This is a genomic window from Terrabacter sp. Soil810, from assembly GCF_001429645.1.
Classification (GTDB): Bacteria; Actinomycetota; Actinomycetes; order Actinomycetales; family Dermatophilaceae; genus Terrabacter.
Genome location: NZ_LMSW01000013.1, coordinates 1 through 25,830, shown reverse-complemented (window position 1 = coordinate 25,830; position 25,830 = coordinate 1). Strand labels below are relative to the sequence as shown.

The window sequence follows — 25,830 nt, the reverse complement described above, 5'->3', positions numbered from 1 at the left end:
CGAGGTCGCGTCAGACCGTCACCGGCAGACCCCTCGAGCGCGCCGCATCATCCGCCTGGCCGGATGATGCGGCGCTCGATCGCCGCCGCGACCGCGCCGGCTCGGGTATCGACGCCGAGCTTGGTGTAGACGTGCGAGAGGTGCGACTTCACGGTCGCCTCCGAGACGAGGAGCTCGCGCGCCATGTCGCGGTTGCCGAGCCCCCGGGCGAGCAGCTCGAGCACCTCCACCTCCCGCTCCGTGACGACCGGACCGGGTGAGGCGGTGCGCCGGACGAGCCGGGCCGCCACCGAAGGCGCGAGCACCGTCTCGCCGCGTGCGGTGGCGCGGATGCCCGCGAAGAGCCGGTCGGGCGGAGCGTCCTTGAGGAGGTAGCCGAGGGCGCCTGCGTCGAGTGCCCGCAGGATGTCGGCCTCGGTGTCGTAGGTCGTCAGCACCAGCACGTGCGGCGGGTGCGGCAGGGCTCGCAGCCGAGCGGTCACCTCCGCCCCGCCCGGCCCGTCGCCGAGGCCCAGGTCCATGAGGACCACGTCGGGGCGTTCCGCCGTGACGACCCGCACGGCGCTCGCCAGGTCGCTCGCCTCACCGACGACGGCGATGCCCTCCTGCCCGTCGACGAGCGCGCGCAGGCCCGCGCGCACGACGGGGTGGTCGTCGACGAGGACGACGCGCACGACGTCGGAGCCGCTGTCAGCCACGGGGTTCCTCCACCACGAGGGGGAAGCGCACCGTCACGGTCGTGCCCTCACCCGGGGCGCTCTCGACGGCGGCGCTGCCGCCGAGGCCCGACGCCCGTTCGCGTATGCCGTCCAGCCCGTGTCCGCGGTCTCCGCGCGCTCCCGGGCGGCGGGCCGGGTCGAAGCCGTGCCCGTCGTCGCGGACGTCGAGGCGCACCTCGTCCGAGAGGAAGGTGAGGCTGACGACGGCCCGGGTGGCGTCGGCGTGCTCGACGACGTTGGCCACGGCTCCCCGCGCCGACCGGACGAGCGCGCTCGCGACAGCGGGGTCCACGGCGACGGGGGCACCGTGGACCCGGACCTGCACGTCGAGCCCGTGGGTCCCGCCGGCGACCCGCTCGAGGGCCGCCGTCAGGGCGTCGCCGGTCGCGTCGTCCTCGAGGCCGGCCGGGGCGAGGTCGCGCACCACGCGGCGCACCTCGTCGAGCCCCTCACGCGCCGCGACGCCGGCGGTGGCGACGTGCTCGCGGGCGGCGGCGGGCATGCGGTCCCAGTCCTGCTCAGCCGCGCTGAGGAGCAGCGTGATGCTCGAGAGGCCTTGGCCCACGGAGTCGTGGATCTCCCGCGACAGCCTGGTCCGCTCGGCGAGGGCGCCCGAGCGGCGTTGGGCCGCAGCGAGATCGGCCTGTGCATCGGTGAGCTCGTCGATGAGGGTCTGTCGGGTGCGCGCCTCGCGCTCCAGTGCGCGGTACGACAGCACGGTGACGAGCGCGATGCCGACGGGCCCGACGACGACCGTCGGGTCCAGCTCGTCGATGATGCGACTCCACGCCACGCTGACGACCGTGGTCATGACGACGACGACCGTGACGGCATACGCGAAGGGAAGGACCTGGAGCACGGCGAAGGCCACCGGCACCGCCGTCCACGCGAAGGACGGGGCGACGAGGCTGAGGGCCACCCACAGGACGACGACGACCGTGATCCACACGTACGGCCAGGCGGCGTGGCCGGCGACGAGCCGACGGGTGAGGTAGGCGGCGCCGAGGACGGCCGCACCCGCGAGGACGAGCACCGCCGTGCCGTCGAGGTCGTGGCGCAGGAGATAGCGCACCGAGCACGTCACGAGGAGCGCGACGAGGACGGCGTCGAGCCACCGGTCGAGTCGCGCCACCGGCGCGAGGATGCCCTCCTCCATGACCGGCAGCCTAGGGACGTCGAGGGCGCGTCGGCATCATCCGATCGGCTATCCGGGAGTGGCCGGTCGCCCGACGCGGTGGACGGGGTGCGCCCGCGACGGTGGTGGGACTGCACCGACCCCACCGCGATCCCCATCGGAGACCACCATGACGCGCACCCCCACAGTCCTCACGGTCCTCACCGTCCTCGCCGCCGCGCCCCTGCTGCTCCCCGCTCAGGCCCAGGCACAGCCGTCTGACCGCGGCCGACCGGGGACCTACCTGCTGACGGGTGACACCGGCGGCTCGAAGTTCGAGGGCATCGGCGCCGACGAGCGCCGGGGCCTCTTCTACGTCAGCGAGACGACGGGCGGGGAGATCCACCGCGGATCGGCGGGGGTCGCGCAGACCGAGGAGTGGCTCGGTGGCGACGGGACCGACGGTCGCTTCACGGCGCGTGGCGTCACGACCGACGCCGGCGGGCGCGTCTACGTCGCCGGCGGGCCCAACGGCATCGGCACCGGACGACCCGACCTCTGGGTGTACTCGCCCGACGGCGAGCTGCTCGCGGCCCTCCGGGCACCGGACGGGAACGTCTTCCTCAACGACGTCGCCATCGGGCCGGACGGCGCCGCCTACTTCACGAACTCCAACGCGCCGCAGGTCTACCGGGTCGCCCGCGACGGTGGCGACTGGTCCGTGACGCAGTGGGCCGACGCGACGGGCACGATCGAGCAGCGGCCCGGCTTCAACCTCGGCGGCGTCGTCGTCAGTGCCGACCGCTCCGCCCTCGTCGTCGCCCAGGGCAACGCCGGGCTGCTCTGGCGCTTCGACCTCGCGACCGGGGCCGCGACGTCCGTGGACACCGGCGGCGCCGCCCTCACCGACGCCGACGGGCTCGTGCGGCAGGGCTCGCGCCTGACCGTAGTGCGCAACGTCGCCCGGATGCTCGCCACGCTCGAGCTGACCGCCGACGGACGCAGCGCACGGCTCGTCTCGCAGCAGGCCACCGACCCGGCCCGCGTGCTGACGACGGCGAAGGTGCTGCACGGCCGCACGCTCTACGTCGACAGCAAGTTCGACGAGCCGGTGGCGTCCGGACCCTACGAGGTCGTCACCGACCCGCTGGCACGATGAGCACCATGGGACGAGGCAGCAGGGGGACGGCAGCGGTGGCGGCCCTCGCCGGGCTCGCGCTCACCACCCTCGTCGCCTGCACCTCGAGTGGCCCCGCGACCACGGTGACCCCAGCAGCAGCACCGGCCACCGCGACCGGCGCGGCGACGAGGCCACTCGACGAGGAGACGGTGACGCCGTCGGCGGCCGATCGGGCGCTGCTCGACGCCGACCTGCGGGCCGCCGCGTGGGACGACGACCTGCCGCGCGCCACGGCCCTCGTCGCGCGGGGCGCGGACGTCAACGCCAAGGACGACACCCAGCAGTCGGCGTACCTCATCGCCACGAGCGAGGGCCGCCTCGGGCTGCTCCGGCTGGCGCTCGCGCACGGCGCCCGGGTCGACGACAAGGACAGCTGGAACGGCACCGGCCTCATCCGTGCGGCCGAGCGCGGGCACGGTCTCGTCGTCGGTGCGCTGCTCCGGGCCGGCATCGACCGCAACCACGTCAACCGGATCGGCTACCAGGCGGTCCACGAGGCCGTCTGGCTCGGGCGCGACACCACGACCTACGTCGACACGGTCCGCCTCCTCGTGGCCGGCGGTGCCGAGCTCACCCGACCCTCGCGCGACGAGGGCCTCACCCCGCTCCAGATGGCCCGCGAACGCGGGTTCGACCGACTGACAGGAGTCCTCGTGACAGCGACCACCACCGACCCCGTCAAGGACCCGGACGCCGCCCTCCTCGCGGCCGCGTCGAGCGGCGACGCCGACGGAGTGGCTCTGGCCCTGCGCGCGGGTGCGGGTCTCGAGACGCGGGACGCGAAGCAGCGCACCGCGCTGCTGCTCGCGGCCACCGGCGACCACGTCGACGCCGCACGGGTGCTCGTCGCGATGGGTGCCGACCCAGACGCCCTGGACGACCGCCACGACACGCCGTGGCTCGTCACCGGCGTCACCGGCAGCGTCCCGATGCTCGAGGCGCTCCTGCCCGCGGGACCCGACCTGACCATCCGCAACCGCTTCGGCGGTGTCTCCGTCATCCCCGCGAGCGAGCGCGGCCACGTGGACTACGTGCGCCGCGTCGTCACGACCGGCATCGACGTCGACCACGTCAACGACCTCGGCTGGACCGCTCTGCTCGAGGCCGTCATCCTCGGCGACGGCGGTGAGCGCCACCAGCAGATCGTGCGCATCCTGCTCGACGCCGGCGCCGACCGGTCCATCGCCGACAAGGACGGGGTCACCGCGCTCGAGCACGCCCGCGCCAAAGGGTATGCCGCCATCGCCCGGATCCTCGAGCGTCCCTGACCCGCTGGGCGAGTCAGGGACGGCCGGCCCCACGCGACCAGACCGTGGCGGCCGGCTTCCCCCTACTTGGTGAAGCCGGCTGTCAGGCCGCTCAGCAGCTGACGGCGTCCGACGACGTAGAGCGCGAGAATCGGCAGCGCGGTGAGCAGCACGGCGGCGAGAATGGCCGGCACGTTGATGCCGTACTGGCCCTGGAAGGTCCACAGCGCGAGCGGCAGCACCCGCAGGTTCGGGCTCTGGGTGAGCACGAGCGGGAGCAGGAAGCCGTTCCAGATGAGCAGGGCGTTGTAGATCGTCACCGTCACGAGCGCCGGGCGCGTCAGCGGGAGGGCGAGCCGCCAGAGCGTCTGCCACTCGCTGCAGCCGTCGAGGCGCATCGACTCGAAGAGCTCGTTGGGCACGTCGCGGATGAAGTTGGACAGGACGAGGACCGAGAGCGGGATCGCGAATGCGATCGACGGCAGGATCAGCGCCAGCAGGGTGTCGTAGAGGTGCAGCCGGATGATGATGAGGTACACCGGGATGATCGTCGCCTGCAGCGGGATCGCCAGGCCCATCAGCAGGACCGCGTTCGTGGACTTGAGGAACCAGTGCGGCCGGCTCCGGATGATCGCGAAGGCGGCCATGAACGAGACGAGGACCGCCGGGATGACCGCGCCGACCGTGACGATGACGCTGTTGAAGAAGTAGCGGATGAAGCCCGACTCGATCACGAGCCGGTAGGCGTCGAGCGTCGGCTCGGACGATGGCACGAACGGGTTGGTGACGAAGTACTCGGACTGGCTCTTGATGCTCGTGATGACGATCCAGTAGATCGGCAGGATCACGATGAAGAGCCAGAACCAGCTGAGTGTGCCGCCGATCCAGTTCGTGCTGCGGATGCGGGTGGTCTTCTGTGGTGTGTCGGCCACGGCTCAGGCCCCCTCGAGTTGGCTGGCGGTCTGGTCGCCCCCGCCGAGGCGTCGGAACAGGAGCGCGAGGAGCAGGCCGACGAGGACGAGGATGACGCCGATGGCACTGGCCGGGCCCATCAGGTTCGCCTGGAAGCCGCGCTTGTACATGTCGAGTGCGAGCACCCGGGTGGCATCGCCCGGTCCGCCGGCGGTGAGGACGTAGATGAGGTCGAAGAACGTCAGCGAACCGACGACCATGAGCGTCGACGACGTGACGATCGTGTTCTTCAGCTGGGGCAGCGTGATCGAGAAGAACTGCCGCATGCGCCCGGCTCCGTCGATCTGGGCCGCCTCGTACATCGAGGTCGGGATCTGGCGGACCGCGCCCTGGTAGATGAGCGAGTGGAACGGGATGAACTGCCAGGACACGACGAAGACGACGACCCCGAGAGCGAGCTTCGGTTCACCGAGCCAGTCCTGGGACATGAACGGAAGCCCCAAGCCGGTGCCGATGCCGAAGTTGGGGTCGAGCAGGGCCTTGAAGGTGATCGCGATCGCCGCCGAGCTGAGCAGCAGCGGGATGAAGTAGAGCACCGCGAGGAACGCACGGTACTTCTGTGCCCCGGCGAGGAAGACGCCGAGGAGGATGCTCATCGGCGTCTGGAACAGCCAGGAGAGGGCCGCCACCTGGAACGTGACCCACATGGCGTGCGGGAGCCCGGGATCGGAGAGCACGGACTTCCAGCTGGTGAGGCCGGAGGGCACGACCTCGCCGATGCCGTCCCACGTGGTGAAGCTGAGCAGGAGCACGCCGATGAGCGGGATGACGCCGAAGGCGACGAAGAAGACCAGCGCCGGGACCGCCAGCCACCCGAGCGAGCGACCGTGCACGCTCTTGGCGGAACGGGACGGTGCCGGCCTGGCGGACCCGACGCTGGCGGCGGTCACGAGTTCGTGACCGCGTTGAGGTTGGTGGCGAACTGCTCCGGGGTGATGCTCAGCTGGAACAGCTTGGCGATGTTGTCGAGGAGCGTCTCGGCGGCGCTCGGCGGCAGGGCCTGGTCCCACGACTGCGCGAAGACCTTGGCGTTGCTCGACACCCCGTAGAGGAACTTGAGCCACTCGGCGTCCTCGGAGCTCCCGATGTTGGAGTCGGCGCCCTTGACGATCGGGATGGAGCCCGTGTCGATCCACGCCTTGACCTCGGTCGAGTCGAGCACGCCGGTCGTGAAGAACTTCTTGGCCGTCTCCTTCTCGGCGGCAGTGGCCTTCGACGAGATCGAGAGGTACTGACCGGGGTTGCCGACGGTGTTCGTCGGGTCACCCTTGCCGCCGGCCACCGGCGGGAAGTTCATCCAGCCGAGGTGTCCGCCCTTGACGAAGTCGCCGCCGTCGCTCTTCATGCTGCCGTACGTCCAGGCGCCGTGCAGCATCATGGCCGCCTTGCCGGTGTAGAGCAGGGCCTGGTCGGCGTTGGAGTCGGCCGTGATCGACGAGAAGCCCTTGATGAAGCCGTTGGCCTTGACGAGGTCCTGCACCTTGGTGAGGGCCGTGATCGCGTCGGGGTTGGACCAGGCGTCCTTCTGGCCCTCGAACGCGGCCTGGAACACCTCGGGACCACCGATCCGGTCGAAGAGGAACTCGAGCCACATCATGTTGGTCCACCGGGACTGGCCACCGAGGGAGAACGGGGCGATGCCCTGGGCGTTGAACTTCGGGACCAACGCCATGATGTCGTCCCACGAGGTGGGGGGCTGCACGCCCACCTTCTCGAAGACCGACTTGTTGTAGTAGAGCACGATGGGCTGCACGGTCTCGCACGGCATGGCGTAGATCTTCCCGCCGACCGTCGCTGCCCCGAACGAGGACGGGAAGAGCTTGTCCTTGACGGCGGCGTTGTCGCTGAACCACGAGGTGAGGTCCTCGACCTGGCTGGCATCGACGTACGACTTGAGCCCGCCACCGCCCCAGCCCCAGATGATGGTGGGTGCCTGGCCGGCACCGAGGGCCGTCTTGATCTTCGTCTTGTAGGCGTCGTTCTGGAACGCCGTCTGGGCGATCTGGGTGCTCGCGTTGGCGGCGTTGAAACGGTCAACGGCCCCCTTGCGGATGCCCTCACCGGGTTGGCCGGTGAGGTACCAGTAGGAGGCGCCGGAGCCGGCGGCGCCGGCGCTGCCCGAGGACGTGCTGCTGCTCGGCCCCGAGCTTCCGCACGCGGCGAGGGCCCCGGCCAGGGGAACGCCCATGGCGAGCCCGAGGAAGGTGCGACGAGAGGTTGTTCTGGGATCCACGTTGATCTCCACTGTGTCATGGCCGCGGGCGGCCTGGCCTGTGTCGCATGAGCGTTGGCCAGGAGGGCGTCCGGGCACGCAACAACTTGGTGCGAGCGACGATACTTTTCGCCGGTTTTTCGTGTCAAGGGTTGTGTTCGGATCGTGTCCGGGTAGAAGGTGATCCCATATTCCGTGCTCAAACAGTCACGTTCGGCACACATCGTGACTATCGACAGGTGGTCGAAACTTTCGACGCGCTGTCGTCTCGAAGGAGGACCACCATGATCGAGGCCACCCGGCTGCCGCAGGACGAGGTGTGGCTCGACCCGTTGCGCAGCCCCGAGGTGCGGGTCGACGACCTGCTGGCCCGACTCACGTTGGCGGAGAAGGTCGGCCAGCTCGGCAGCCGGTGGGTGCTCAACGACATGTCGGCCACCGGTGAGCCCGACGACGAGGCTTCCGAGGGGCTCGACCAGGCCGAGGTGATGAACGTCGCTCCGATGCAGGACGTCTTCGCGGCCTCCGGGACCCTGGCGCTGGAGGACGCGGCTGCGCACGGGCTCGGGCACCTGACCCGGGTCCACGGCAGCCTGCCGCTCACGCCTTCGGAGGGCGCCGCCGAGGTCGTCCGCCAGCAGCGCGTCGTCATCGAGCGGTCGCGACTGGGGATCCCCGCGATCGTGCACGAGGAGTGCCTGACCGGCTTCACCGCCTACGGCGCGACCGTCTACCCGGCGGCGATCGCGTGGGGCGCGACCTTCGACCCCGAGCTCGTCGAGGCGATGGCGGCCGCCATCGGTCGTGACATGGCGGCCGTCGGGGTGCACCAGGGGCTCTCGCCCGTCCTCGACGTCGTGCGCGACTACCGGTGGGGGCGCGTCGAGGAGACGATGGGGGAGGACCCCTATCTCGTGTCCATGCTGGGGGCGGCGTACGTCCGTGGCCTGCAGGGGGCGGGTGTCATCGCGACGCTCAAGCACTTCGCCGGCTACTCCGCCTCGAGGGCGGCCCGCAACCACGGGCCGGTGCCGATGGGCCGGCGCGAGCTGCTCGACGTCATCCTGCCGCCGTTCGAGATGGCCGTCCGCGAGGCCGGCGTCGGTTCGGTGATGAACTCGTACTCCGACGTGGACGGGGTTCCGGCGGGCGCCGACCCGTGGCTGCTCACCGAGACCCTGCGCGACACGTGGGGCTTCACGGGCACGGTGGTCTCGGACTACTGGGCCGTGCCGTTCCTCTCCTCGATGCATCGCGTCGCCGCGGACGCGGACGACGCCGGGGCGCTCGCCCTGGCGGCCGGCATCGACGTCGAGCTGCCCGACACCCTCGGTTTCGGCCAGCAGCTCACGGCGCGGGTCGCCGAGGGAGACCTCGACGAGTCGGTCGTCGACCGGGCGGCCCGGCGGGTCCTGCTCCAGAAGATCCGCCTCGGCCTGCTCGACCCCGGCTGGACCCCGGAGGGCTCGGTCGAGCGGGCGGCCGACGTGGAGCTCGACTCCGCAGACAACCGGGCCCTGGCCCGCACGATGGCGGAGCGCAGCATCGTGCTGCTCGACGCCGGCGACGTGCTGCCTCTGGCCGGCCCTGGACGCCCCGCCCACACAAAGGTCGCCGTCATCGGCCCGGCGGCCCACGACCCCCGGACCTTCATGGGCTGCTACGCATTCCCGAACCACGTCCTGCCCCGCTACCCGGCCAAGGGACTCGGCATCTCGGTGCCGACCCTCGTCGAGGCACTGCGCTCCGAGCTGCCGGATGCGAGCATCGTGCACGCACGCGGCTGCAGCACCAGCGGGTCCGATCGCTCGGGCCTCGCCGAGGCCGTGTCCATGGCGGCCGACGCCGATGTGTGCGTCGTCGCGGTCGGTGACCTGGCCGGCCTCTTCGGCCACGGCACCTCGGGTGAGGGCTGTGACGCCCCCGACCTGAGCCTTCCCGGCGTGCAGGGCGAGCTCGTCGCCCGCCTCATCGAGACGGGCACTCCGGTGGTGGTGGTCGTCGTCTCGGGGCGGCCGTACGCCCTCGGCGAGGTCGCGGGACGCGCCGCCGGCCTCGTCCAGGCCTTCATGCCGGGCGAGGAGGGCGCCGCGGCCATCGCCGGGGTCCTCTCTGGTCGGGTGCAGCCGTCCGGCAGGCTTCCCGTCCAGATCCCGCGGTCGCCCGGTGCGCAGCCGGGCACCTACCTCCAGCCGTTGCTCGGCGTCGGCAACCACGGCATCAGCACCCTGGACCCGACGCCGCTCTACCCGTTCGGGTTCGGCCGGTCGTACACGAGCTTCGTCATCGACGGTCTCGAGCTCAGCGACGACGAGATCGCGACCGACGGCGAGGTGCGCATCACGGTGCGCGTCACCAACACGGGCGACCTCCCGGGCGCCGAGGTCGTCCAGCTGTACCTGCACGACGCCGTGGCGCAGGTGACACGGCCGGTCCTGCAGCTCGCCGGTTTCGCTCGCGTCGACCTCGAACCCCTAGAGTCGCGCGTTGTGACGTTCACACTCCACGCCGACAGGACGGCCTTCACCGGTCGCGACCTTCGTCGTGTCGTGGAGCCGGGTGACCTCCAGGTCATGGTGGGCAGCTCCGCCGCCGACCTGCCGTGCGTGGCGGTGCTGCGTCTGACGGGCGAACCCCGGCTCGTCGGCGCCGAGCGTGTCCTCGTCACGCCCGTGCAGGTCTCCGGGGCCGAACGCGAACGGTAGGTCGTCCATGAGCAGCTCGCCGCGCACGACGCTGGCGGAGGTCGCGTCGTCGGCAGGGGTCTCGGTGGCCACCGTGTCGAAGGTCGTCAACGGTCGTCGGGACGTGTCCCAGACGACCCGAGCGCGCGTGCAGGAGCTGCTCGACCAGAACGGCTACCGACCCCGCGGCCCGCGACGGGGGCGCCCGACGGCCAGGGCGTCCATCGAGCTCGGCTTCGAAGGTGACCTGCACGCCTACTCGGCCGAGATCATCCAGGGCGTCGTCGACGCCGCGGCACTGTCCGGGACGCCGGTCATCATCACCCGGCAGCCCACGGGCGCGCCGTTGTTGGGGCCCCCGGAGCAGTGGGCCCAGGACCTCGCCGACCGGGGCATCGGGGCCTTCATCGCCGTCACGAGCGTCATGTCGGCGGACCAGATCGCCGCGCTGGCACGCTGGGGTGTGCACCTCGTCGTCATCGACCCGCTGGAGCTGCCGAACATCGACGTCACGAGCGTCGGCTCGACGAACTTCGCGGGTGGGGTCTCGGCCACCCAGCACCTGCTCGAGCTCGGACACCGGCGCATCGCCTTCCTCGGCGGACACCCGCTCGCCGCCTGCAACGAGGCCCGCATGCACGGCTACCGGGCGGCCCTCGAACGCATCGGCGTCCCGGTGCGGTCGGAGTACGTCCGCTCGTCGCACTTCATGTACGTCAACGGCGTCGAGGGTGGTGCGGCCCTGCTCGGCCTGCCGGTGCCCCCGACCGCGATCTTCGCCGCGTCGGACGAGATCGCGGTCGGCGTCATGGAGGCGGCCCGGGCCCGCGGCCTGCGGATACCGGACGACCTCAGCATCGTCGGCTTCGACGACACGCAGCTCGCGCGCATGGCGTCGCCGCCGCTCACGACGGTTCGCCAGCCGTTGACCGAGATGGCGCGCGTCGCGGTGCTCACCGCTCTTCGGCTCATCGCGGGCGAGGCGATCGAGTCACACCACGTCGAGCTCGCCACCGAGCTCGTCCTGCGCGGGTCGACAGCGCCGCTCGACCCCTCGGTGGGCTGACGGCGGAGGTGGCGACGCCGCCACTCGACGGGCGGGTGTCTCAGCTGAACTCGGCCGACAGCTCGGGGCTCACCCGCGCCAGGACGGCATACGCCATCTCGACGGGCACGTCGACGACGTCGTAGTGCTGGGCTCCCGCGGCCGTGGTGGCGACGAGGGTCGCGACGCCCACGCGCCGCTGGAAGAACGACTGCTCGACCTTCCAGCCGATGATGCCGTCGCGGTCGAGCACGACACGCTGCCGGTCGAGCGAGCCGTGGCGAGACACGAGGTGGTCGGGTGTCACGGTGTGCCCGAGGGCGCCGTAGCGGTCGCGGCCCAGGGCCACGGCCCCGACGAACAGCATCGGCACGAGGACGAGCAGCGAGCCGTGCCAGTCCCACAGCACGCGGGCGACCACGAGACCGGCCGCGACGAGGGTGGCCGGCACGAGCGCACGCGTCATCCGTCGTCGCCGGGCGGCCGGGCCGTGTGGCGTCAGCGGACCCGACACGGCGGCCTCGTCGGGCCGTATGCGCAGGGCGAGGGGCGTCACGACGCCCGCCGGCGCCGGGGGGCACAGCCAGTCGGACCCACCCTGCTCGCGCAGCAGGCCCGACGTCACGACCTTGAGCCGGCGCGCGCCCGCGAGCCGGAGCCCCAAGGGCTCGTCGAGCCGGATGCCGCGCACGCGGGCGGCGTCGATGCTCGTCTCACGGTTGGTGAGCAGGCCGCGACGCGTGTGCAGGGTGCCGAGACGGTTGCGGGTGAGGCGGAAGCCCCAGAAGGTCAGGACGTAGGCACCGACCGCGAGGAGCGACACGACGCCGAGCAGGAGCAGCACGTCGAGCCACCACGACAGCCGTGAGACGAACGACGCGCCGTCGCGGAAGACCGACCGCTCCTGCGAGAACCGCGAGAAGCCCTGCGACGCGAAGCCGACGATCGCCGCAGCGCTCGCGAGCCCGGTCACGGTGAGCGGCGCGTAGCGGATCCACGACGGGTCGAGGCGCACGAGCACCTCGTCGTCGACCGGAGGGGGCGCGTCGCCGGGCACCGCGTCGGCCGGCACGGGCGCGCCGGTCGGGGCGGGCAGGCCGGTGACCGCGGGGTCGACCCGGTGGAGCAGCTCGGCCCGCAGCCGACGACCGGCGTCGACGCTCAGCGAGTCGAGGACGAGCCGGTCGTGGCCGCCGCCGGCCGTCGAGATCTCGACCTTGGCCAGGCCGAGCAGCCGGTGGTGGACCTGCGCCGTCAGGTCGATGGTGCGCACCTTGTCGAGGCGCGCCGTCGTCGTCTGCTTCGTGAAGAGGCCACGTCGCAGCTCGATCTGGCCCGCGGTGATGCGGTAGCGGGTCGTCACCCAGCGCAGCACGCCGAACGCGACGATGAGCGGGACGGCATACAGCTCCCAGCGGTCGTTCTCGTCGGAGCCGGCCCGGAAGATCACGAGCGCGAGCAGCGCCGGGAGGAAGCGGATCAGCGTCTCGAGGGGGTGGACGAGCAGCATCCGGGCATCGAGTCGGCGCCAGCCGTCCGTGTCGTCCGCGGGCTCGCGGAGCTCGCCGGGCGCGCTCTCCTCGTTCACGTGGCGTCGCCCGTCTCGGCCACGGCCGCCGCCGTCAGGGCCTCGACGAGCTCGCGGGCAACGGGCAGGTCGAGCCCGTGGATCGTGACGGGCCCGGCGGCCGACGCGGTCGTGACGGTGACGGCGGCGAGTCCGAGCAGCTGCGCGACGGGCCCGCGCTCGAGGTCGACGGTCTGCACGCGGCCGAGGGGCGCGATGCGGCGCTCCTGCCAGAGCCAGCCGCTCTGCGTGTAGATCGCGCGCGGCGTCGCCTCCCAGCGGTGCACGCGGTAGCGCCACTGCGGCATCGCCACGGCGTAGGCCGCCCCGGCGACGAGCCAGACGGCGCCGACGACCCAGTGCGGGGTGCGTGACGGTGCGTCGTCGACGAGCCACCAGACGACCTGACCCGCCAGCAGGACTGCGAGCACCACGAGCGCCTGGAACGTCCACATGACGACGGCGCGGCGTGAGACGCGGTGGGCGGGGTCGCGGAGCACGGGGTCGGAGGCGACGGGGACGTCGGCGGGTTCCACGACCCCACGGTGCCACACGCCGGGCACGGGCACCCATGCCCCTCCGCGCATCAGGCAGCGAGCGCCTCGCGTGCGGAGCCCTCGCGGGCCTCGACGAGCCGCGCGTAGCGACCTCCACGAGCCATCAGCTCGTCGTGGTCGCCGAGCTCGGCGACCCGGCCTCGGTCGAGGACGGCGATCTGCTCGGCGTCGCGGATCGTCGACAGGCGGTGCGCGATCGTCAGGGTGGTGCGTCCGGCCATGAGCCGGTCGATCGCGGCCTGGAGCTCGCGCTCGGTCTCGTTGTCGAGGGCGCTCGTCGCCTCGTCGAGCACGAGGACGCGCGGGTTGCGCAGCAGCGTGCGGGCGATCGCGAGGCGCTGCTTCTCACCGCCGGAGAACCGGTGGCCGCGGGCGCCGACGACGGTGTCGAGCCCGTCGGGCAGGCTCGCGACGAGCGGCGCGACCTGGGCGGCCGCGAGGGCCTGCCACAGCTCGTCGTCGGTGGCACCGGGGGCCGCCAGCAGCAGGTTGTCGCGGATCGAGGCGTGCACGAGGTAGGTGTCCTGCGAGACGACTCCGACGATGCGGGCGAGGTCGGCCGGGTCGAGGTCCCGCAGGTCCACCCCGTCGATGGTGACGCGGCCGGACTGGGGGTCGTGGAGCCGTGCGAGCAGGCCGGCGAGGCTCGACTTGCCCGAGCCGGTCTCGCCGACGAGAGCCAGCGTCGTGCCCGCGGGGACGTGCAGCGTGACGTCGTCGACGGCATACGTGTGCTCGGCGGCGGACGGGTCGTGGCTGAAGGCGACGCCCTCGAAGCGCACCTCCCCGCGGAGCCGGTCATGCTGCACCGCAACGGGATCGGCGGGTGGTGCCACCTCGACGGGCAGGTCGAGGTAGCCGAAGATCCTGCTGAAGAGGGCCATCGAGGTGACCCACTGGGCGCCGACGTCGAGCAGTCCCATGAGGGGCCGGAAGATGCCGGACTGGAGGGTCGTGAAGGCGATGAGCGTGCCGATGGTCATGCCGCCCGAGGTCGCGGGCAGCCCGGCCGCGAGGTAGATGAGAGCGGGGATCGCGGCGAAGATGATCTGCATCGTCGCCATCCGCCAGCGGCCGGCGAGCTGTGAGCGCAGCTCCAGGTCGATGAGGTCGGTGGACGTCGCGGCGAAGCGGTCGGCCGTGGCCTCGCCGGCGCCGAGGGTCTTGACGAGGGTGGCGCCGCTCACGGTCAGGCCCTCCTCGACCTGGCTGTGCAGGTCGGCGAGGCGGCGCTGGCGCTGGGCCGTGATGTCGCGGCGCAGCAGGGCGACCTTGCGGGTCATGAGGACGGCCGGCGGGATGACGAGCAGCGACAGGAGCGAGAGTCGGGGGCTGAGGGCGACCATGGCGATGGCCGTCGCGACGGCGGTGGTGAGGTTGCTCGCGATCGACGTGGCCGTCGAGGTGATGACCGACTGCATGCCGCTGATGTCGTGGGTCAGGCGCGACTGCACCTCGCCGCTGCGGGTGCGGGTGAAGAAGGCCACGGACTGGCGTTGCAGGTGGCGGAAGACGTCGGTGCGCAGGCCGTGCATGACGCGCTGGCCGACGGCGGTGGTCAGCCAGGTCTGGACGACGCCGAGCAGCTGGCTCACGACGGTGACGGCGAGCATGCCGCCGACGGCCCACAGCAGGAGTCGGACGTCCTGGTGGGGGAGGGCGTCGTCGATGACGGCGCGCAGGAGGAAGGGCTGGGCCATCGAGATGACCGAGATCGCCACGATGAGCGCCGTGACGACGGCGACGGTGCGGACGTGGGGGCGGAAGAGGCCTGCGACCCGTCGCAGCGAGACGGGGGACTCGGCGAGCTGGGCGCGGTCCTGCGGGTCGATCTTCTCGGGCTGGCGGCCGCGGCCGCCGCGGGTGGGGGGCGTCAGGGGGCTGGTGGTGTCGGTCATGCAGTCACTCCATGTCTGGTCTCCGGTTCATGATGCTGAGGTTACCTCATTATGAGGTCGATCTACACATCGGCCCGTATGCTGCTCACCATGCGTGACGCCGACGAGCCCTCCCTCGACGAGCTGCTCATGGGCGCGGCACGCGCCCTCCGACGCCGTTGGGCCACCGGCCTCGGGCCCGACCTCTCGCCCCATGACGCCCGGGCGCTCCGCGTCATCGGGCACCACGGCCCCACGCGGCTCGGGGTCGTCGCCGACCACCTGCTCATCGCGCCGCGCTCGGCCACCGATGTCGTCGACCGGCTCGAGTCTCGGGGGCTCGTGCACCGCAGCCCCGACCCGGCCGACCGACGCGCCATGACGGTCTCGCTCACCGAGGTGGGGGAGTCGGTGCTCGCGGAGGTCGACGAGGCCCGGCGCGAGGGCGCGGCCGACTTCTTCGGCGCGCTGAGCGACCGCGAACGCGCGTCGCTCGCCACCATCCTCGGCCGGCTCGACCCCCGCGGGCCCCGAGAGGGCTGAGGGGCGAAATGTCCTCTGGCATACACTTCGCTGCCGGCAACCGACGGCACGCGAGGCCGGGGCGAGCACCGGCGAGGAGCTGGTGGGTGGCTGTCGTCAACGGGCTGGTCATGGTCGAAGGACTACCGGGATCGGGCAGGAGCACGACGGCGCGCGGCATCGCATCGTGGCTCGCCGACCAGCAGGTCGAGGTCGAGCACTGGGCCGAGGGTCGGGTCGACCACCCCGTCGACCACCCGGTCGGCGCCGAGCAGGTGGTCGTCCTCGAGACCGCCGATCTCCTGGCGCTCGCCGCCGAGTCTCCCGCGATGTCACAGGCCCTCCTCCGCGCGGCCGAGCAGCACGGTGACGTGTGGCTCGTCCGTCAGGAGCGGCACCCGGACCTGCCGCTCGCGCTCGTCGAGCGGATCGTGGACGCGGCCCGTGGGACTCGTGTCCCCGCCGACGTCAGCACGGCACTCGTCGCCGACAGGTGGGAGCGCTTCGGCGCGACGCTGCCCCGTGGCGTGCACGTCTGGGAGTCGGTCCTGCTCCGTTCACCCGACGCCGACGTCGTCGCCCGCCTCGTCGAGGCCGTGCGGCCGCACGCGCCGGCACTCGTCTACCTCGACCACGAGCGCGACGCCGCGTCCACGCGGCAGGGCCAGCGCCGCGGGCAGGAGCTCGCGGTCGTCGAGGCGCTCGACCTGCCGACACTCGTCGTGCCGGTCGGCGACGGCCGCTGGGACGACCACGAGTCCGCCGTGCGCGACTTCGTCGCCGACCACCTCGGCCTCGGCGACCGCCCCGGTCTCACCGAGTCGGAGCAGGTCGCCTGACCATGCCCCTCCACTCGGTCGAGGGCCTGCTCGACGCCACCACCGACACGGAGGTCCGGCGTGAGTGGGCGGCGCTCGCGGAGGCGGGTCTGCCGAGCCAGGCGAAGCACCAGGGCGCGACGAACGCGCCGCACGTGACCCTGGCCCTGGGTGGTGCAATCCCCGACTACGTCGAGGCCCGGATCGCCCGCACCCTGGAGACGATGCGGCCGGTGCCGGTCCGTCTCGGGTCCCTGCTCGTCGCGGGCTCGCGCCGCTACGTGCTCGCCCGGCTCGTCGTCCCGACGGCCGAGCTGCTCCGGCTCCAGCAGTCGCTCGCGGCCGCGATGGTCGGGGCGCCCGACATCCCCGACCAGGTGCGCCCCGGACGCTGGACGCCGCACGTGACCATCGCGCGCGGGCTCGGCTCCCGCCAGGTCGGTGAGGCTCTCGCCGTCCTCGGTCGTGCCCGCCCGCTCGACGGGACGATCGAGTCGGTCCGGCGCTGGGACCCCGACGCCGGGCGCACGTGGCAGGTCGGCGGCCTACCTACGATGGGCGCATGAGCCTCGAACTCGGCCTCGACACGTTCGGCGACATCGCCGACGGGCCCGACGGCGCCCCGCTCCACCCCGCGACGGTGATCCGGGAGGTGCTGGCCGAGGGCGAGCTCGCCGACCGGCTGGGCCTCGACTTCTTCGGCGTCGGCGAGCACCACCGCGACGACTACGCCGTCAGCGCCCCGGACGTGCTCCTCGCCGGCCTGGCGGGCCGCACCGAGCACATCCGGCTCGGCACGTCCGTCACGGTCCTCAGCAGCGACGACCCGATCCGGGTCTTCCAGCGCTTCTCGACCGTCGACGCGATCAGCCGGGGTCGCGCCGAGATCACTGTCGGCAGAGGCTCGTTCGTCGAGTCGTTCCCACTCTTCGGCCTCGACCTCTCCGACTACGAGACCCTCTTCGAGGAGAAGCTCGACCTGCTCGCCGCCGTCGTGGCCGAGCAGCCGGTCCGGTGGGAGGGCTCGATCCGCCCGCCCGTCCGGGTCGAGAAGGTCATGCCGGCGACGGAGTCCGGCCACCTGCCGGTCTGGGTCGGCGTCGGTGGCACGCCGCAGTCGGTCGTCCGCGCCGCGCACTACGGCTTCCCCGTCGTCATCGCGATCATCGGCGGCTCCGCGCGCCAGTTCGCCCCGCTCGCCGACCTCTACCGTCGCGCGCTGTCCGAGATGGGCAGGCCCGAGCTCCCGGTGGGCGTGCACTCGCCGGGCTACGTCGCCGCCACCGACGAGCAGGCGCGCGACGACTTCATGCCGCACTTCCTGCCCTACATGAACAAGCTCGGCCGCGAGCGCCGCTGGGCGCCCATGGGCACGGACCAGGCGCTCCAGCAGCTCGGGCCCGAGGGTGCCGTCTACTGCGGCTCGCCCGACACCGTCGCCGCCAAGATCGTCGACACGGTGCGCGTGCTCGGCCTCTCGCGCTTCCAGCTGAAGTACTCCTTCGGCACCCTCCCGCACGACCAGCGCATGCAGTGCATCCGCCTCTACGCCGAGGAGGTCGTGCCGCGCGTGCGCGCGCAGCTCGGTGAGGGCTGACGTGCGGATCCTGCTGCTGGGCATGGGGTCCCGCGGTGACGTCGAGCCGCTCGTTGCGCTCGGGCAACGCCTCCGGCGGATGGCGTATGCCGTGTCGCTCGCCGCGCCGGCCGACCTCGGTCACGTCGTGGCGGGCAGTGGTGTCGACTTCGAGCCGCTGTCGTTCGACCTCGAGGGCCCGCTCCGGGAGGGGCTCGGACGTGACTCGCTCCGGGGCTCGGCGCGGACGCAGGTGCGCGAGGCCCGGCTGATGCGGCAGGTCATGGCCGGGACGGCGCCGGCGCTCGCCGCGGACGTCTCGCGCCTCGTCGACGGCGCCGATGCCGTGGTCTCGGGGGCGCTGACCTTCGACCTCGTCGACGCCCTGCTGTCGACCGGTGGTCACAGTGGTCGCCCCGAGAAACCGCACGTCTACGCGGTCTTCGCCCCGGTCTGGCCGAGCGCGCACGGGGAATCGGTCGCACTCGCGCTGCGCCCGCGGTCGACGTCGTGGGTCAACGACGCGTGGAGCACCCTCGCGGGCCGCGTCGCCCTCGACCTCTTCCGTCCGTCCGGCGACCTGGTGCGCGCGCGACGAGGACTGCCACGACAGCGTTTCCGTCACTACACGGCCGCGGCCGAGCGCACCCCGACCCTGCTCGCGGCCAGTCCGCACGTCGTCCCGCCCGCTGCCGACTGGCCCTCGGCACTGCGCCAGACCGGCTACTGGGTGCGCGACGACGCCGCCGGCCGGTCGCTGGACCCGACGCTCGAGGCCTTCCTCGGCGAGGGGGATCCTCCGGTCTTCGTGGGCTTCGGCTCGATGCCGACGCCCGACCCGGCGGGAGTCGTGGCCGCCGTCGTGCGGGCGCTCGGCCGGCTGGGCGTGCGTGGTGTCGTGAGCGAGGGTCTCGCCGGGCTGTCGGTCGATGCCGAGCCGGAGGACGGGACGCACCGGCTCCTCGGGATCGGATCAGCCCCGCACGACGTCCTCTTCCCGCGCTGTGGCGTCGTCGTCCACCACGGGGGAGCGGGCACGACGGCTGCCGCGGTCCGGTCCGGGGTGCCGCAGGTCGTCGTGCCCCATGCCGCCGACCAGCCCTACTGGGGCCGTCGGATGGCCGACCTCGGCGTCGCCGCGCCGCCGATCGCGCGCAAGGACCTCACCGCGGCCCGGCTCGAGCGGGCGCTCGAGGTGGCGCTGTCCCCGGGAGCCCGCGCGGCGGCATACGCCCTCGGTGAGTGCGTCGGCGCGGAGGACGGCGCTGGCGATGCCGCAGCCCTCATCCACGCCCACCTTCAGGGCAACGCGCCGATGCCCTGAGGGAGGTGTGTCCTCCGCCGTACCATCGCGGCATGGGCGCATCCGACGTGCTCACCCTTCCCCGGACCGGTCTCAGAGGGGCTGCCGTCCGCATCGTCGAGCGTCTCGCGGAGATCGGGGCGCGGCCGGGCCGGTCCCAGGACGAGGGTCTGCGCCAGGGCATGCTGATCTTCGCGTCGGTGCTCATCGCGCTGATCTCCTTCATCTGGGTCGGCACCTACCTCGCCTACGGCTACCCGCGGTCGGCCGCGATCCCGGCCGCCTACCAGGTGATCACCGTCGTGGGGCTCGTCGTCCTGTCGCGCACCGGGCGCTTCGCCCTGTTCCGCACGACGCAGCTCGTGGCGTTCCTCGTGCTCCCCTCCCTGCTCCAGGCGTCGCTCGGCGGGTTCATCGCCTCCAGCGGGATGGTGCTGTGGGCGATCTTCGTGCCGCTCGCCGCGCTCGCGCTGCTCGGGGTGCGGCGCTCGGTCGGCTGGCTCGTGGCGTTCTTCACCGCGCTCGTGACACTGGCGCTGCTCGACCCGCGGCTGTCGCAGCACCCCGCGGACCTGCCGACCGGGTTCGTCGTCACGTTCTTCGTGCTCAACGTCATGGGCGTGACCGTCAGCGCCTACGCCATGCTCGGCTACTTCGTCGAACAGCGCGAGCGGGCCCGGATCGCCCTCGAGGCCGAGCAGGAGCGCTCCGAACGTCTGCTGCTCAACGTCCTGCCCGGCCCGATCGCCGAACGGCTGAAACGAGGGTCGGGTGTCATCGCGGAGCACTACGACGCCGTGACCGTCCTCTTCGCCGACCTCGTCGGCTTCACCGAGCGCACCCAGGTCATGCCCGCCGACGAGCTCGTCGCGCTCCTCGACCGCATCTTCTCGGCCTTCGACCACGAGGCGGATGCCCAGGGCGTCGAGAAGATCAAGACCATCGGCGACGCGTACATGGTCGCGGGAGGCCTGCCGGAGCGGCGACCCGACCACGTCGAGGCGGTCGCCCGCGTGGCACTCGCGATGCGGGACGAGATCGCCTCCGTCGCGACCGAGCCGGGCTGCGAGTGGCTCGCCGTGCGCATCGGCATCGACACCGGGCCCGCCGTCGCCGGGGTCATCGGCCGCCGGAAGTTCATCTACGACCTCTGGGGCGACACCGTGAACACGGCGAGCCGGATGGAGTCCCACGGGCTACCCGGAGAGATCCAGGTGACCGAGCAGGTCGCGGCCGCGCTGGGGCCCGCGTTCACGCTCCGCCCCCGCGGGACGATCCTCGTCAAGAGCAAGGGGCCGATGAGCACCTTCCTGCTCGAGGGCGCGGACGGCTGACCGCGGTCCGAGTGGCGTCAGATGGTGGCCGCGAGCTCGATGCCCTGGCGGATGGCGCGCTTGGCGTCGAGCTCGGCGGCGACGTCGGCGCCGCCGATGACGTGGACCCTGACGCCTGCGGCCGCGAGTGCGGGGCCGAGCGTGTCGACCGACTCCTGACCGGTGCACAGCACGATGGTGTCGACGTCGAGCACCTGCGGGTCGGAGCGGTCCTCGCCGTGCGTGATGTGCAGGCCGTCGTCGTCGATGCGTTCGTAGTTGACACCGACGTGGTGGTGGACTCCCTTCGCCTTCAAGGCTGCCCGGTGCACCCAGCCGGTGGTCTTGCCGAGACCCCTTCCGATCGGGGTGGCCTTGCGCTGGAGCAGGTGCACCTCACGCGGTGACGGTGCCGGGTGTGCCTCGACGAGCCCGCCGCGCGACGCATCCGGCTCGCCGACGCCCCACTCGGCCATCCACTGCTCGACGGTCATCGGGGACTCGACGTGCGTCAGGAACTCCGACACGTCGACCCCGATGCCGCCGGCACCCATCACGGCCACGCGCTGACCGATAGGTGCCTCGCCGCGGACCGCGGCGGCATACGTCACGACCTTCGGGTGGTCGACGCCCGGGACGTCGGGCACGCGGGGCTCGACGCCGGTGGCGACAACGACCTCGTCGAAGTCGGTGAGGTCCTCGACCCCGGCGCGGCGACCGAGGTGGACCTTGACGCCACCGAGCTCGAGCCGCCGGCGGTAGTAGCGGATCGTCTCGGCGAACTCCTCCTTGCCGGGGATGCGCATGGCGATCGCGAACTGGCCGCCGAGGTCGTCGGCCGCCTCGAAGAGCTCGACGCGGTGGCCGCGCTCGGTCAGCGCGACGGCGGTCGCGAGGCCCGCAGGCCCTGCACCGACGACGGCGACGTGCTTGGAGCGTCGGCTCGGCGCGAGCACGAGGGTCGTCTCGCGGACGGCGCGTGGGTTGACGAGGCAGGTCGCCGTCTTCTTGGCGAAGGTGTGGTCGAGACAGGCCTGGTTGCAGGCGATGCACGTGTTGATCTCGTCGGCGCGGTCGCCCGCCGCCTTGGCCACCCAGTCGGGGTCGGCGAGGAAGGGTCGCGCCATCGAGACGAGGTCGGCGCTGCCGTCGGCGACGACCTGCTCGGCGAGGTCGGGCATCGAGATGCGGTTGGACGTCACGACGGGGACGGTGAGGTGGGGGCGCAGCTTCGCGGTGACGCGCGTGAACGCACCGCGGGGGACGGAGGTGACGATCGTCGGCACGCGCGCCTCGTGCCAGCCGATGCCGGTGTTGATGATCGTCGCGCCGGCCGCCTCGACCTCGTGGGCGAGCGCCACGACCTCGTCCCACGACTGGCCCTCTGGCACGAGGTCGAGCATCGAGAGGCGGTAGACGATGACGAAGTCGGGGCCGGCCGCCGCGCGGACCGCGCGGACGACCTCGACCGGGAGGCGACGACGGTTCTCCGGGGAGCCGCCCCACTCGTCGGTGCGGTGGTTGGTGCGCGGCGCGAGGAACTGGTTGAGGAGGTAGCCCTCGGAGCCCATGATCTCGACGCCGTCGTAGCCGGCCTCGCGCGCCAGGCGGGCGCAGCGGGCGTACGCCTCGATGGTGCGGCGGATGCCGCGCGCGGTCAGGGCGCGGGGCCTGAAGCGCGAGATCGGGGACCTGAGCGCCGACGCGGAGACGGCGAGCGGGTGGTAGGCGTAGCGGCCCGCGTGCAGCACCTGGAGGGCGATCCTGCCGCCCTCGCGGTGCACGGCGTTCGTGATGACGCGGTGGCGTCTGGCCTGTCGGCTCGTGACGAGCACGGAACTGCCCGGGTAGAGCGCGCCGGCGAGGTCGGGGGCGAAGCCGCCCGTGACGATGAGGCCGACCCCGCCACGGGCGCGCTCTGCGTAGTAGGCCGCGAGCCGGTCGAAGTCCTTGGCGCGGTCCTCGAGGCCGGTGTGCATCGAGCCCATGACGACGCGGTTGCGCAGCGTCGTGAAGCCGAGGTCGAGGGGTTCGAGCAGGTGGGGGTATGCCGTCGTCACCCGCCCGAGGGTAGCCGCTGGTTACCGTCCGGTAGCCGATCGCGCGTCGAGCGTCACAGTGGGTCGGAACCGTGGGTGAGAATGGCGGGGTGAGCGAGACCGAGCACCTGGACGTCCTCGTCGTCGGAGCCGGCCTGTCCGGCATCGGCGCCGGCTACCGCCTGTCGACGATGAGCCCGTCGCGCTCGTGGGCGATCCTCGAGGGGCGCGACTCGCTCGGCGGCACGTGGGACCTCTTCCGCTACCCGGGCGTCCGGTCCGACTCCGACATGATGACGCTCGGCTTCCCCTTCGAGCCGTGGACCGACCCCGATGCGATCGCGGACGGGCCCAAGATCCTCGACTACCTGCGGTCGACGGCGGAGAAGCACGCCATCGCCGAGCGGATCCGTCTGGGACACAAGGTCGTCGGCGCCGACTGGTCGAGCGAGGACGCGCGCTGGACGGTGACGGTCGACCGCGGGGGAGTCCGAGAGCAGCTGACGTGCGGGTTCCTCTACCTGTGCAGCGGCTACTACGACTACGAGCGACCGCACGACCCGCAGCTGCCGGGTCTCGGCTCGTTCGAGGGTGAGGTCGTGCACCCGCAGTTCTGGCCGGAGGGCCTCGACGTGGCGGGCCGGAAGGTCGTCGTCATCGGGTCGGGAGCGACGGCCGTGACCCTCGTGCCCGCGCTCGCACACGCCGGTGCCGACGTGACGATGCTCCAGCGCACGCCGACCTGGATCGCGTCGCTGCCTCGTCGCGACCGGGCGCGCGACGTGCTGCAGAAGGTGCTGCCGACGCGGGCCGCCGGCACCGTCGCCCGCTACAAGAACGTCCTCGGGACGATGGGCGTGTACGAGCTGAGCCGTCGGCGCCCGACCGTCATGAGGTCACTGCTGTCCAAGGGGGCCGCGAAGTCCCTCGGCTCGAGGGACCTCGTCAGCGACCACTTCACCCCGACCTACGACCCGTGGGACCAACGCCTCTGCGTCGTGCCCGACGGCGACCTCTTCGAGGCGGTGCGCAGTGGACGGGCCCACGTCGTCACCGACACGATCGAGACCTTCGTGCCACATGGCATACGGCTGCACTCGGGACGTGAGCTCGACGCCGACGTCGTCGTCACGGCGACGGGGCTGCGCATCAAGATCGCCGGTGGCATCGCCATCACCGTCGACGGGCAGGCCCGTCCCACAGGCGATCTCACGGTCTACCGCGGTGTCATGTTCGCCGACGTGCCCAACCTCGCCGTCTGCGTCGGCTACGTCAACGCGTCGTGGACCCTGCGTGCCGACCTGGCGAGCCGCTACGTCTGCCGGCTGCTCAACCACATGGAGCACCACGCCTGGCGGGTGGCGACCCCGCGCGCTCCGGAGGGCATGGAGGGGCAGCCGCTGCTGCCGCTCGCGTCGGGCTACGTGCAGCGTGCCGCGGCCGACCTGCCGCAGCAGGGGGACGCGGCTCCGTGGCTGATGCGGCAGAACTACCTGCTCGACCGCCGCGACATGCTCCGCAGCGACGTCACCGAAGCGATGTCCTTCGCCCGCTGAAACACCGGTCAGACCTCGCTCCCGTGGCCCTCGGTGCGCCCCTCGGCGCACGGTAGACGTACCCGAAGCGAGCCTCCGGATGGCGACGTCAGAACGGGGGCGGGTCCGGGTCGGCGCCGAGACCGGGCGCCGGGGTGCCGTCGTCCAGGCTCGCGCGCCAGTCCTTCGGCCTCGTGACGTAGCGGCGTCCGGTCGTCGTGGTCCACGCGAGCCCATCGTCGTCGACGGGCTCCGATCTCCAGATCCCGGCGGTCTTGATGTTGTGGTGGAAGCGCTCCTTGGCGTGGAGGTTGCCGACCGATGTGGGGCCCTGCGGCCATGCGATCTCGTGGTCGAGGTCGCAGCGGCTCGCGAGCGCCTCGCAGCCCGGCCCGCGGCACACGCCGTCGACGGCGCGGACGTGCTCGACCATCGCACGCGTGGGTCGGTAGGAGTCCGAGGGTGCGCTGAGGGCGCGGCCGGTCCGCACGGCGACGGGCAGCGTGTGCCACGCCGACCCGGGCCGCGTCATGATGTCGCGCGCCTGCCGGGCGGTGACCCAGCCGTGCCCCGGGAGCTCGCACGCGGCGTCGGACTCACCCACGGCCACCTCGAACGGCACGACGAGCCACGCCGTCGCTGGGGCGTCGGGGCCAGCGGTCGGCCGCCCGTCCTCCAGCGGACCACTGAGCATTGCCTGACCGGCGAGGTCGCAGCGGAGCTGGTCCAGCGATCGAGGGTCGCCGGCACCGCGACGGGCACGTGCCGCGGTGTCGAGCCTGTCGAGCACGGCGGCGACGACGTCACCGGTGGCCACCAGCGTCAGGGAGCCCATCCCGTCCTCGGTCAGGCGGCCGAAGACGCCACGACGGCTCTTGGCGTGCTCGTGGCGCTCAGCGGACCCTCGGTGGTCGACGGAGGCCACGGCGCGACGCAGCCGCGTGGAGAACGTGCGCTGCGGCAGCACCTGGCCGTCGCGACTCGGCGCCAGCACCGACCGCTCGACAGACTCGACGTCGGCATCGGGCAGCAGACCGGTCTCCGAGACGACCTGAAGCGCGCGGTGCAGGGACGTCGAGCCGTCGCGGAGGGCCTGGCGCACGAGCCGGTGGCGCCGCGGACCGGTGGCCAGCGTCAGCCGCCGTGCGACCTCCCCGGCCCCAACGCCGGTCGCGAGGGCGATCTCCTCGGCGACGATGCGGTCGGTGCAGACGTGGACCGAGGCCGCCGCGATCTGCTGGGCCTCGATGGTGTGGAGGGCGGCATAGGCGTCGAGCAGGTCTGACTCGACCTGGGCCTTTTCGACCTCGAGCGCCTCGATCTCGCGGAGGATGCGGTCGCCCTCGATCGTCAGGTCGATCTGGAGATGGGCCTTGGTGTAGGTCTCGTCGAAGGCGGTGTCGGCCGGCGACGGCCCGATGCGCGACGGGTTGAAGAACGGTGTCACCGTGACCTCCTCGCGAATCGCACTGCGCTTGTCCAGTACCCAATTAGAACACATGTTCTGCATATCTGCTTGGGAGAAGTAGGATCTGTGGATGACCGCGAAT

The 25,830-nt window shown here is 72.2% G+C and carries 21 protein-coding genes; 11 read left to right on the top strand and 10 right to left on the bottom strand.

Annotated elements, in window-relative coordinates; translation table 11 throughout:
* Positions 1–47 precede the first annotated feature (47 nt).
* Positions 48–698 carry a response regulator transcription factor gene (locus ASG96_RS16925; protein WP_082591852.1) on the bottom strand — a complete coding sequence of 217 codons (651 nt, stop codon included), beginning with the start codon at positions 696–698 and terminating at the stop codon, positions 48–50.
* Positions 691–1,875 carry a sensor histidine kinase gene (locus ASG96_RS16920; RefSeq protein WP_057588707.1) on the bottom strand — a complete coding sequence of 395 codons (1,185 nt, stop codon included), beginning with the start codon at positions 1,873–1,875 and terminating at the stop codon, positions 691–693. Before ASG96_RS16920 ends, ASG96_RS16925 begins: the two co-directional genes overlap by 8 nt.
* 148 nt (positions 1,876–2,023) lie before the next feature.
* Here ASG96_RS16920 and ASG96_RS16915 point away from each other — a divergent pair, with 148 nt between their 5' ends.
* On the top strand, positions 2,024–2,992 hold the full coding sequence (locus tag ASG96_RS16915; protein ID WP_057588706.1) for an SMP-30/gluconolactonase/LRE family protein: 969 nt from the start codon (positions 2,024–2,026) through the stop codon (positions 2,990–2,992).
* A 5-nt stretch (positions 2,993–2,997) separates the two neighbouring features.
* Positions 2,998–4,281, top strand: coding sequence for an ankyrin repeat domain-containing protein (locus ASG96_RS16910; RefSeq protein WP_157610956.1), 1,284 nt, complete (start codon positions 2,998–3,000; stop codon positions 4,279–4,281).
* A gap of 62 nt (positions 4,282–4,343) precedes the next feature.
* Here the strand turns inward: ASG96_RS16910 and ASG96_RS16905 are convergent, their stop codons facing one another.
* The 3 genes from ASG96_RS16905 to ASG96_RS16895 are packed head-to-tail and all read right to left on the bottom strand — an operon-like array spanning position 4,344 to position 7,465.
* Positions 4,344–5,192, bottom strand: coding sequence for a carbohydrate ABC transporter permease (locus ASG96_RS16905; protein ID WP_056751359.1), 849 nt, complete (start codon positions 5,190–5,192; stop codon positions 4,344–4,346).
* 3 nt (positions 5,193–5,195) lie between these two features.
* Positions 5,196–6,065: a carbohydrate ABC transporter permease gene (locus tag ASG96_RS16900; RefSeq protein ID WP_157611000.1), complete on the bottom strand. Its 870-nt coding sequence runs from the start codon at positions 6,063–6,065 to the stop codon at positions 5,196–5,198.
* A gap of 53 nt (positions 6,066–6,118) precedes the next feature.
* Positions 6,119–7,465: an extracellular solute-binding protein gene (locus tag ASG96_RS16895; protein WP_235506361.1), complete on the bottom strand. Its 1,347-nt coding sequence runs from the start codon at positions 7,463–7,465 to the stop codon at positions 6,119–6,121.
* A 263-nt stretch (positions 7,466–7,728) separates the two neighbouring features.
* Between ASG96_RS16895 and ASG96_RS16890 the strand changes: the two genes are divergently transcribed.
* Together ASG96_RS16890 and ASG96_RS16885 are read left to right on the top strand one after the other, a co-directional pair.
* Positions 7,729–10,149 carry a glycoside hydrolase family 3 N-terminal domain-containing protein gene (locus ASG96_RS16890; protein ID WP_082591851.1) on the top strand — a complete coding sequence of 807 codons (2,421 nt, stop codon included), beginning with the start codon at positions 7,729–7,731 and terminating at the stop codon, positions 10,147–10,149.
* Between the two features lie 7 nt (positions 10,150–10,156).
* On the top strand, positions 10,157–11,194 hold the full coding sequence (locus ASG96_RS16885; protein ID WP_056751368.1) for a LacI family DNA-binding transcriptional regulator: 1,038 nt from the start codon (positions 10,157–10,159) through the stop codon (positions 11,192–11,194).
* 40 nt (positions 11,195–11,234) lie between these two features.
* On the opposite strand, the gene ASG96_RS16880 is transcribed toward ASG96_RS16885, so the two are convergent.
* Genes ASG96_RS16880 through ASG96_RS16870 form a run of 3 tightly spaced genes read right to left on the bottom strand, consistent with a single transcriptional unit; the run spans position 11,235 to position 15,195 of the window.
* Positions 11,235–12,761 (bottom strand): PH domain-containing protein, encoded by a 1,527-nt coding sequence (locus ASG96_RS16880; RefSeq protein WP_235509204.1) that lies wholly within the window; start codon positions 12,759–12,761, stop codon positions 11,235–11,237.
* Positions 12,758–13,276: a PH domain-containing protein gene (locus ASG96_RS16875; protein ID WP_056754299.1), complete on the bottom strand. Its 519-nt coding sequence runs from the start codon at positions 13,274–13,276 to the stop codon at positions 12,758–12,760. Before ASG96_RS16875 ends, ASG96_RS16880 begins: the two co-directional genes overlap by 4 nt.
* A 50-nt stretch (positions 13,277–13,326) precedes the next feature.
* Positions 13,327–15,195 carry an ABC transporter ATP-binding protein gene (locus ASG96_RS16870; RefSeq protein WP_056751371.1) on the bottom strand — a complete coding sequence of 623 codons (1,869 nt, stop codon included), beginning with the start codon at positions 15,193–15,195 and terminating at the stop codon, positions 13,327–13,329.
* A 90-nt stretch (positions 15,196–15,285) separates the two neighbouring features.
* On the opposite strand from ASG96_RS16870, the gene ASG96_RS16865 reads away from it, so the two are divergent.
* The 6 genes from ASG96_RS16865 to ASG96_RS16840 all read left to right on the top strand — a co-directional run bounded on the left by ASG96_RS16865 (position 15,286) and on the right by ASG96_RS16840 (position 20,727).
* A complete protein-coding gene (locus tag ASG96_RS16865) occupies positions 15,286–15,717 on the top strand; it encodes a MarR family winged helix-turn-helix transcriptional regulator (RefSeq protein WP_235509203.1) in 432 nt (143 codons plus the stop codon).
* Positions 15,718–15,803: 86 nt separating this feature from the next.
* The gene (locus ASG96_RS16860; protein WP_057588704.1) at positions 15,804–16,535 is read left to right on the top strand and encodes a hypothetical protein; all 732 of its coding nucleotides are present in this window, start codon (positions 15,804–15,806) and stop codon (positions 16,533–16,535) included.
* A gap of 2 nt (positions 16,536–16,537) precedes the next feature.
* Positions 16,538–17,080 carry a 2'-5' RNA ligase family protein gene (locus tag ASG96_RS16855; RefSeq protein ID WP_057588703.1) on the top strand — a complete coding sequence of 181 codons (543 nt, stop codon included), beginning with the start codon at positions 16,538–16,540 and terminating at the stop codon, positions 17,078–17,080.
* The gene (locus tag ASG96_RS16850) at positions 17,077–18,111 is read left to right on the top strand and encodes an LLM class flavin-dependent oxidoreductase (protein WP_057588702.1); all 1,035 of its coding nucleotides are present in this window, start codon (positions 17,077–17,079) and stop codon (positions 18,109–18,111) included. Before ASG96_RS16855 ends, ASG96_RS16850 begins: the two co-directional genes overlap by 4 nt.
* Before the next feature lies 1 nt (position 18,112).
* Positions 18,113–19,414, top strand: coding sequence for a glycosyltransferase (locus ASG96_RS16845; RefSeq protein ID WP_235509202.1), 1,302 nt, complete (start codon positions 18,113–18,115; stop codon positions 19,412–19,414).
* A 32-nt stretch (positions 19,415–19,446) separates the two neighbouring features.
* A complete protein-coding gene (locus ASG96_RS16840) occupies positions 19,447–20,727 on the top strand; it encodes an adenylate/guanylate cyclase domain-containing protein (protein ID WP_057588700.1) in 1,281 nt (426 codons plus the stop codon).
* Positions 20,728–20,744: 17 nt separating this feature from the next.
* Here ASG96_RS16840 and ASG96_RS16835 read toward each other — a convergent pair whose 3' ends face one another.
* Positions 20,745–22,766, bottom strand: a complete 2,022-nt coding sequence (locus tag ASG96_RS16835) for an NADPH-dependent 2,4-dienoyl-CoA reductase (protein WP_057588699.1) — start codon at positions 22,764–22,766, stop codon at positions 20,745–20,747.
* A gap of 89 nt (positions 22,767–22,855) precedes the next feature.
* Here ASG96_RS16835 and ASG96_RS16830 point away from each other — a divergent pair, with 89 nt between their 5' ends.
* Complete coding sequence (locus ASG96_RS16830) at positions 22,856–24,301, top strand: NAD(P)/FAD-dependent oxidoreductase (RefSeq protein WP_057588698.1); 1,446 nt, start codon at positions 22,856–22,858, stop codon at positions 24,299–24,301.
* Between the two features lie 88 nt (positions 24,302–24,389).
* Here the strand turns inward: ASG96_RS16830 and ASG96_RS16825 are convergent, their stop codons facing one another.
* Positions 24,390–25,727, bottom strand: a complete 1,338-nt coding sequence (locus tag ASG96_RS16825) for an HNH endonuclease signature motif containing protein (protein ID WP_057588697.1) — start codon at positions 25,725–25,727, stop codon at positions 24,390–24,392.
* Between the last annotated feature and the right edge of the window lie 103 nt (positions 25,728–25,830).

What these genes read in the sequence shown, in the direction of transcription:
- ASG96_RS16920 (WP_057588707.1), bottom strand. Translation starts at nt 1,875, where the DNA reads ATGGAGGAGGGCATCCTCGCGCCGGTGGCGCGACTCGACCGGTGGCTC.
- ASG96_RS16915 (WP_057588706.1), top strand. Translation starts at nt 2,024, where the DNA reads ATGACGCGCACCCCCACAGTCCTCACGGTCCTCACCGTCCTCGCCGCC.
- ASG96_RS16910 (WP_157610956.1), top strand. Translation starts at nt 2,998, where the DNA reads ATGGGACGAGGCAGCAGGGGGACGGCAGCGGTGGCGGCCCTCGCCGGG.
- ASG96_RS16890 (WP_082591851.1), top strand. Translation starts at nt 7,729, where the DNA reads ATGATCGAGGCCACCCGGCTGCCGCAGGACGAGGTGTGGCTCGACCCG.
- ASG96_RS16885 (WP_056751368.1), top strand. Translation starts at nt 10,157, where the DNA reads ATGAGCAGCTCGCCGCGCACGACGCTGGCGGAGGTCGCGTCGTCGGCA.
- ASG96_RS16870 (WP_056751371.1), bottom strand. Translation starts at nt 15,195, where the DNA reads ATGACCGACACCACCAGCCCCCTGACGCCCCCCACCCGCGGCGGCCGC.
- ASG96_RS16865 (WP_235509203.1), top strand. Translation starts at nt 15,286, where the DNA reads ATGCGTGACGCCGACGAGCCCTCCCTCGACGAGCTGCTCATGGGCGCG.
- ASG96_RS16855 (WP_057588703.1), top strand. Translation starts at nt 16,538, where the DNA reads ATGCCCCTCCACTCGGTCGAGGGCCTGCTCGACGCCACCACCGACACG.
- ASG96_RS16850 (WP_057588702.1), top strand. Translation starts at nt 17,077, where the DNA reads ATGAGCCTCGAACTCGGCCTCGACACGTTCGGCGACATCGCCGACGGG.
- ASG96_RS16840 (WP_057588700.1), top strand. Translation starts at nt 19,447, where the DNA reads ATGGGCGCATCCGACGTGCTCACCCTTCCCCGGACCGGTCTCAGAGGG.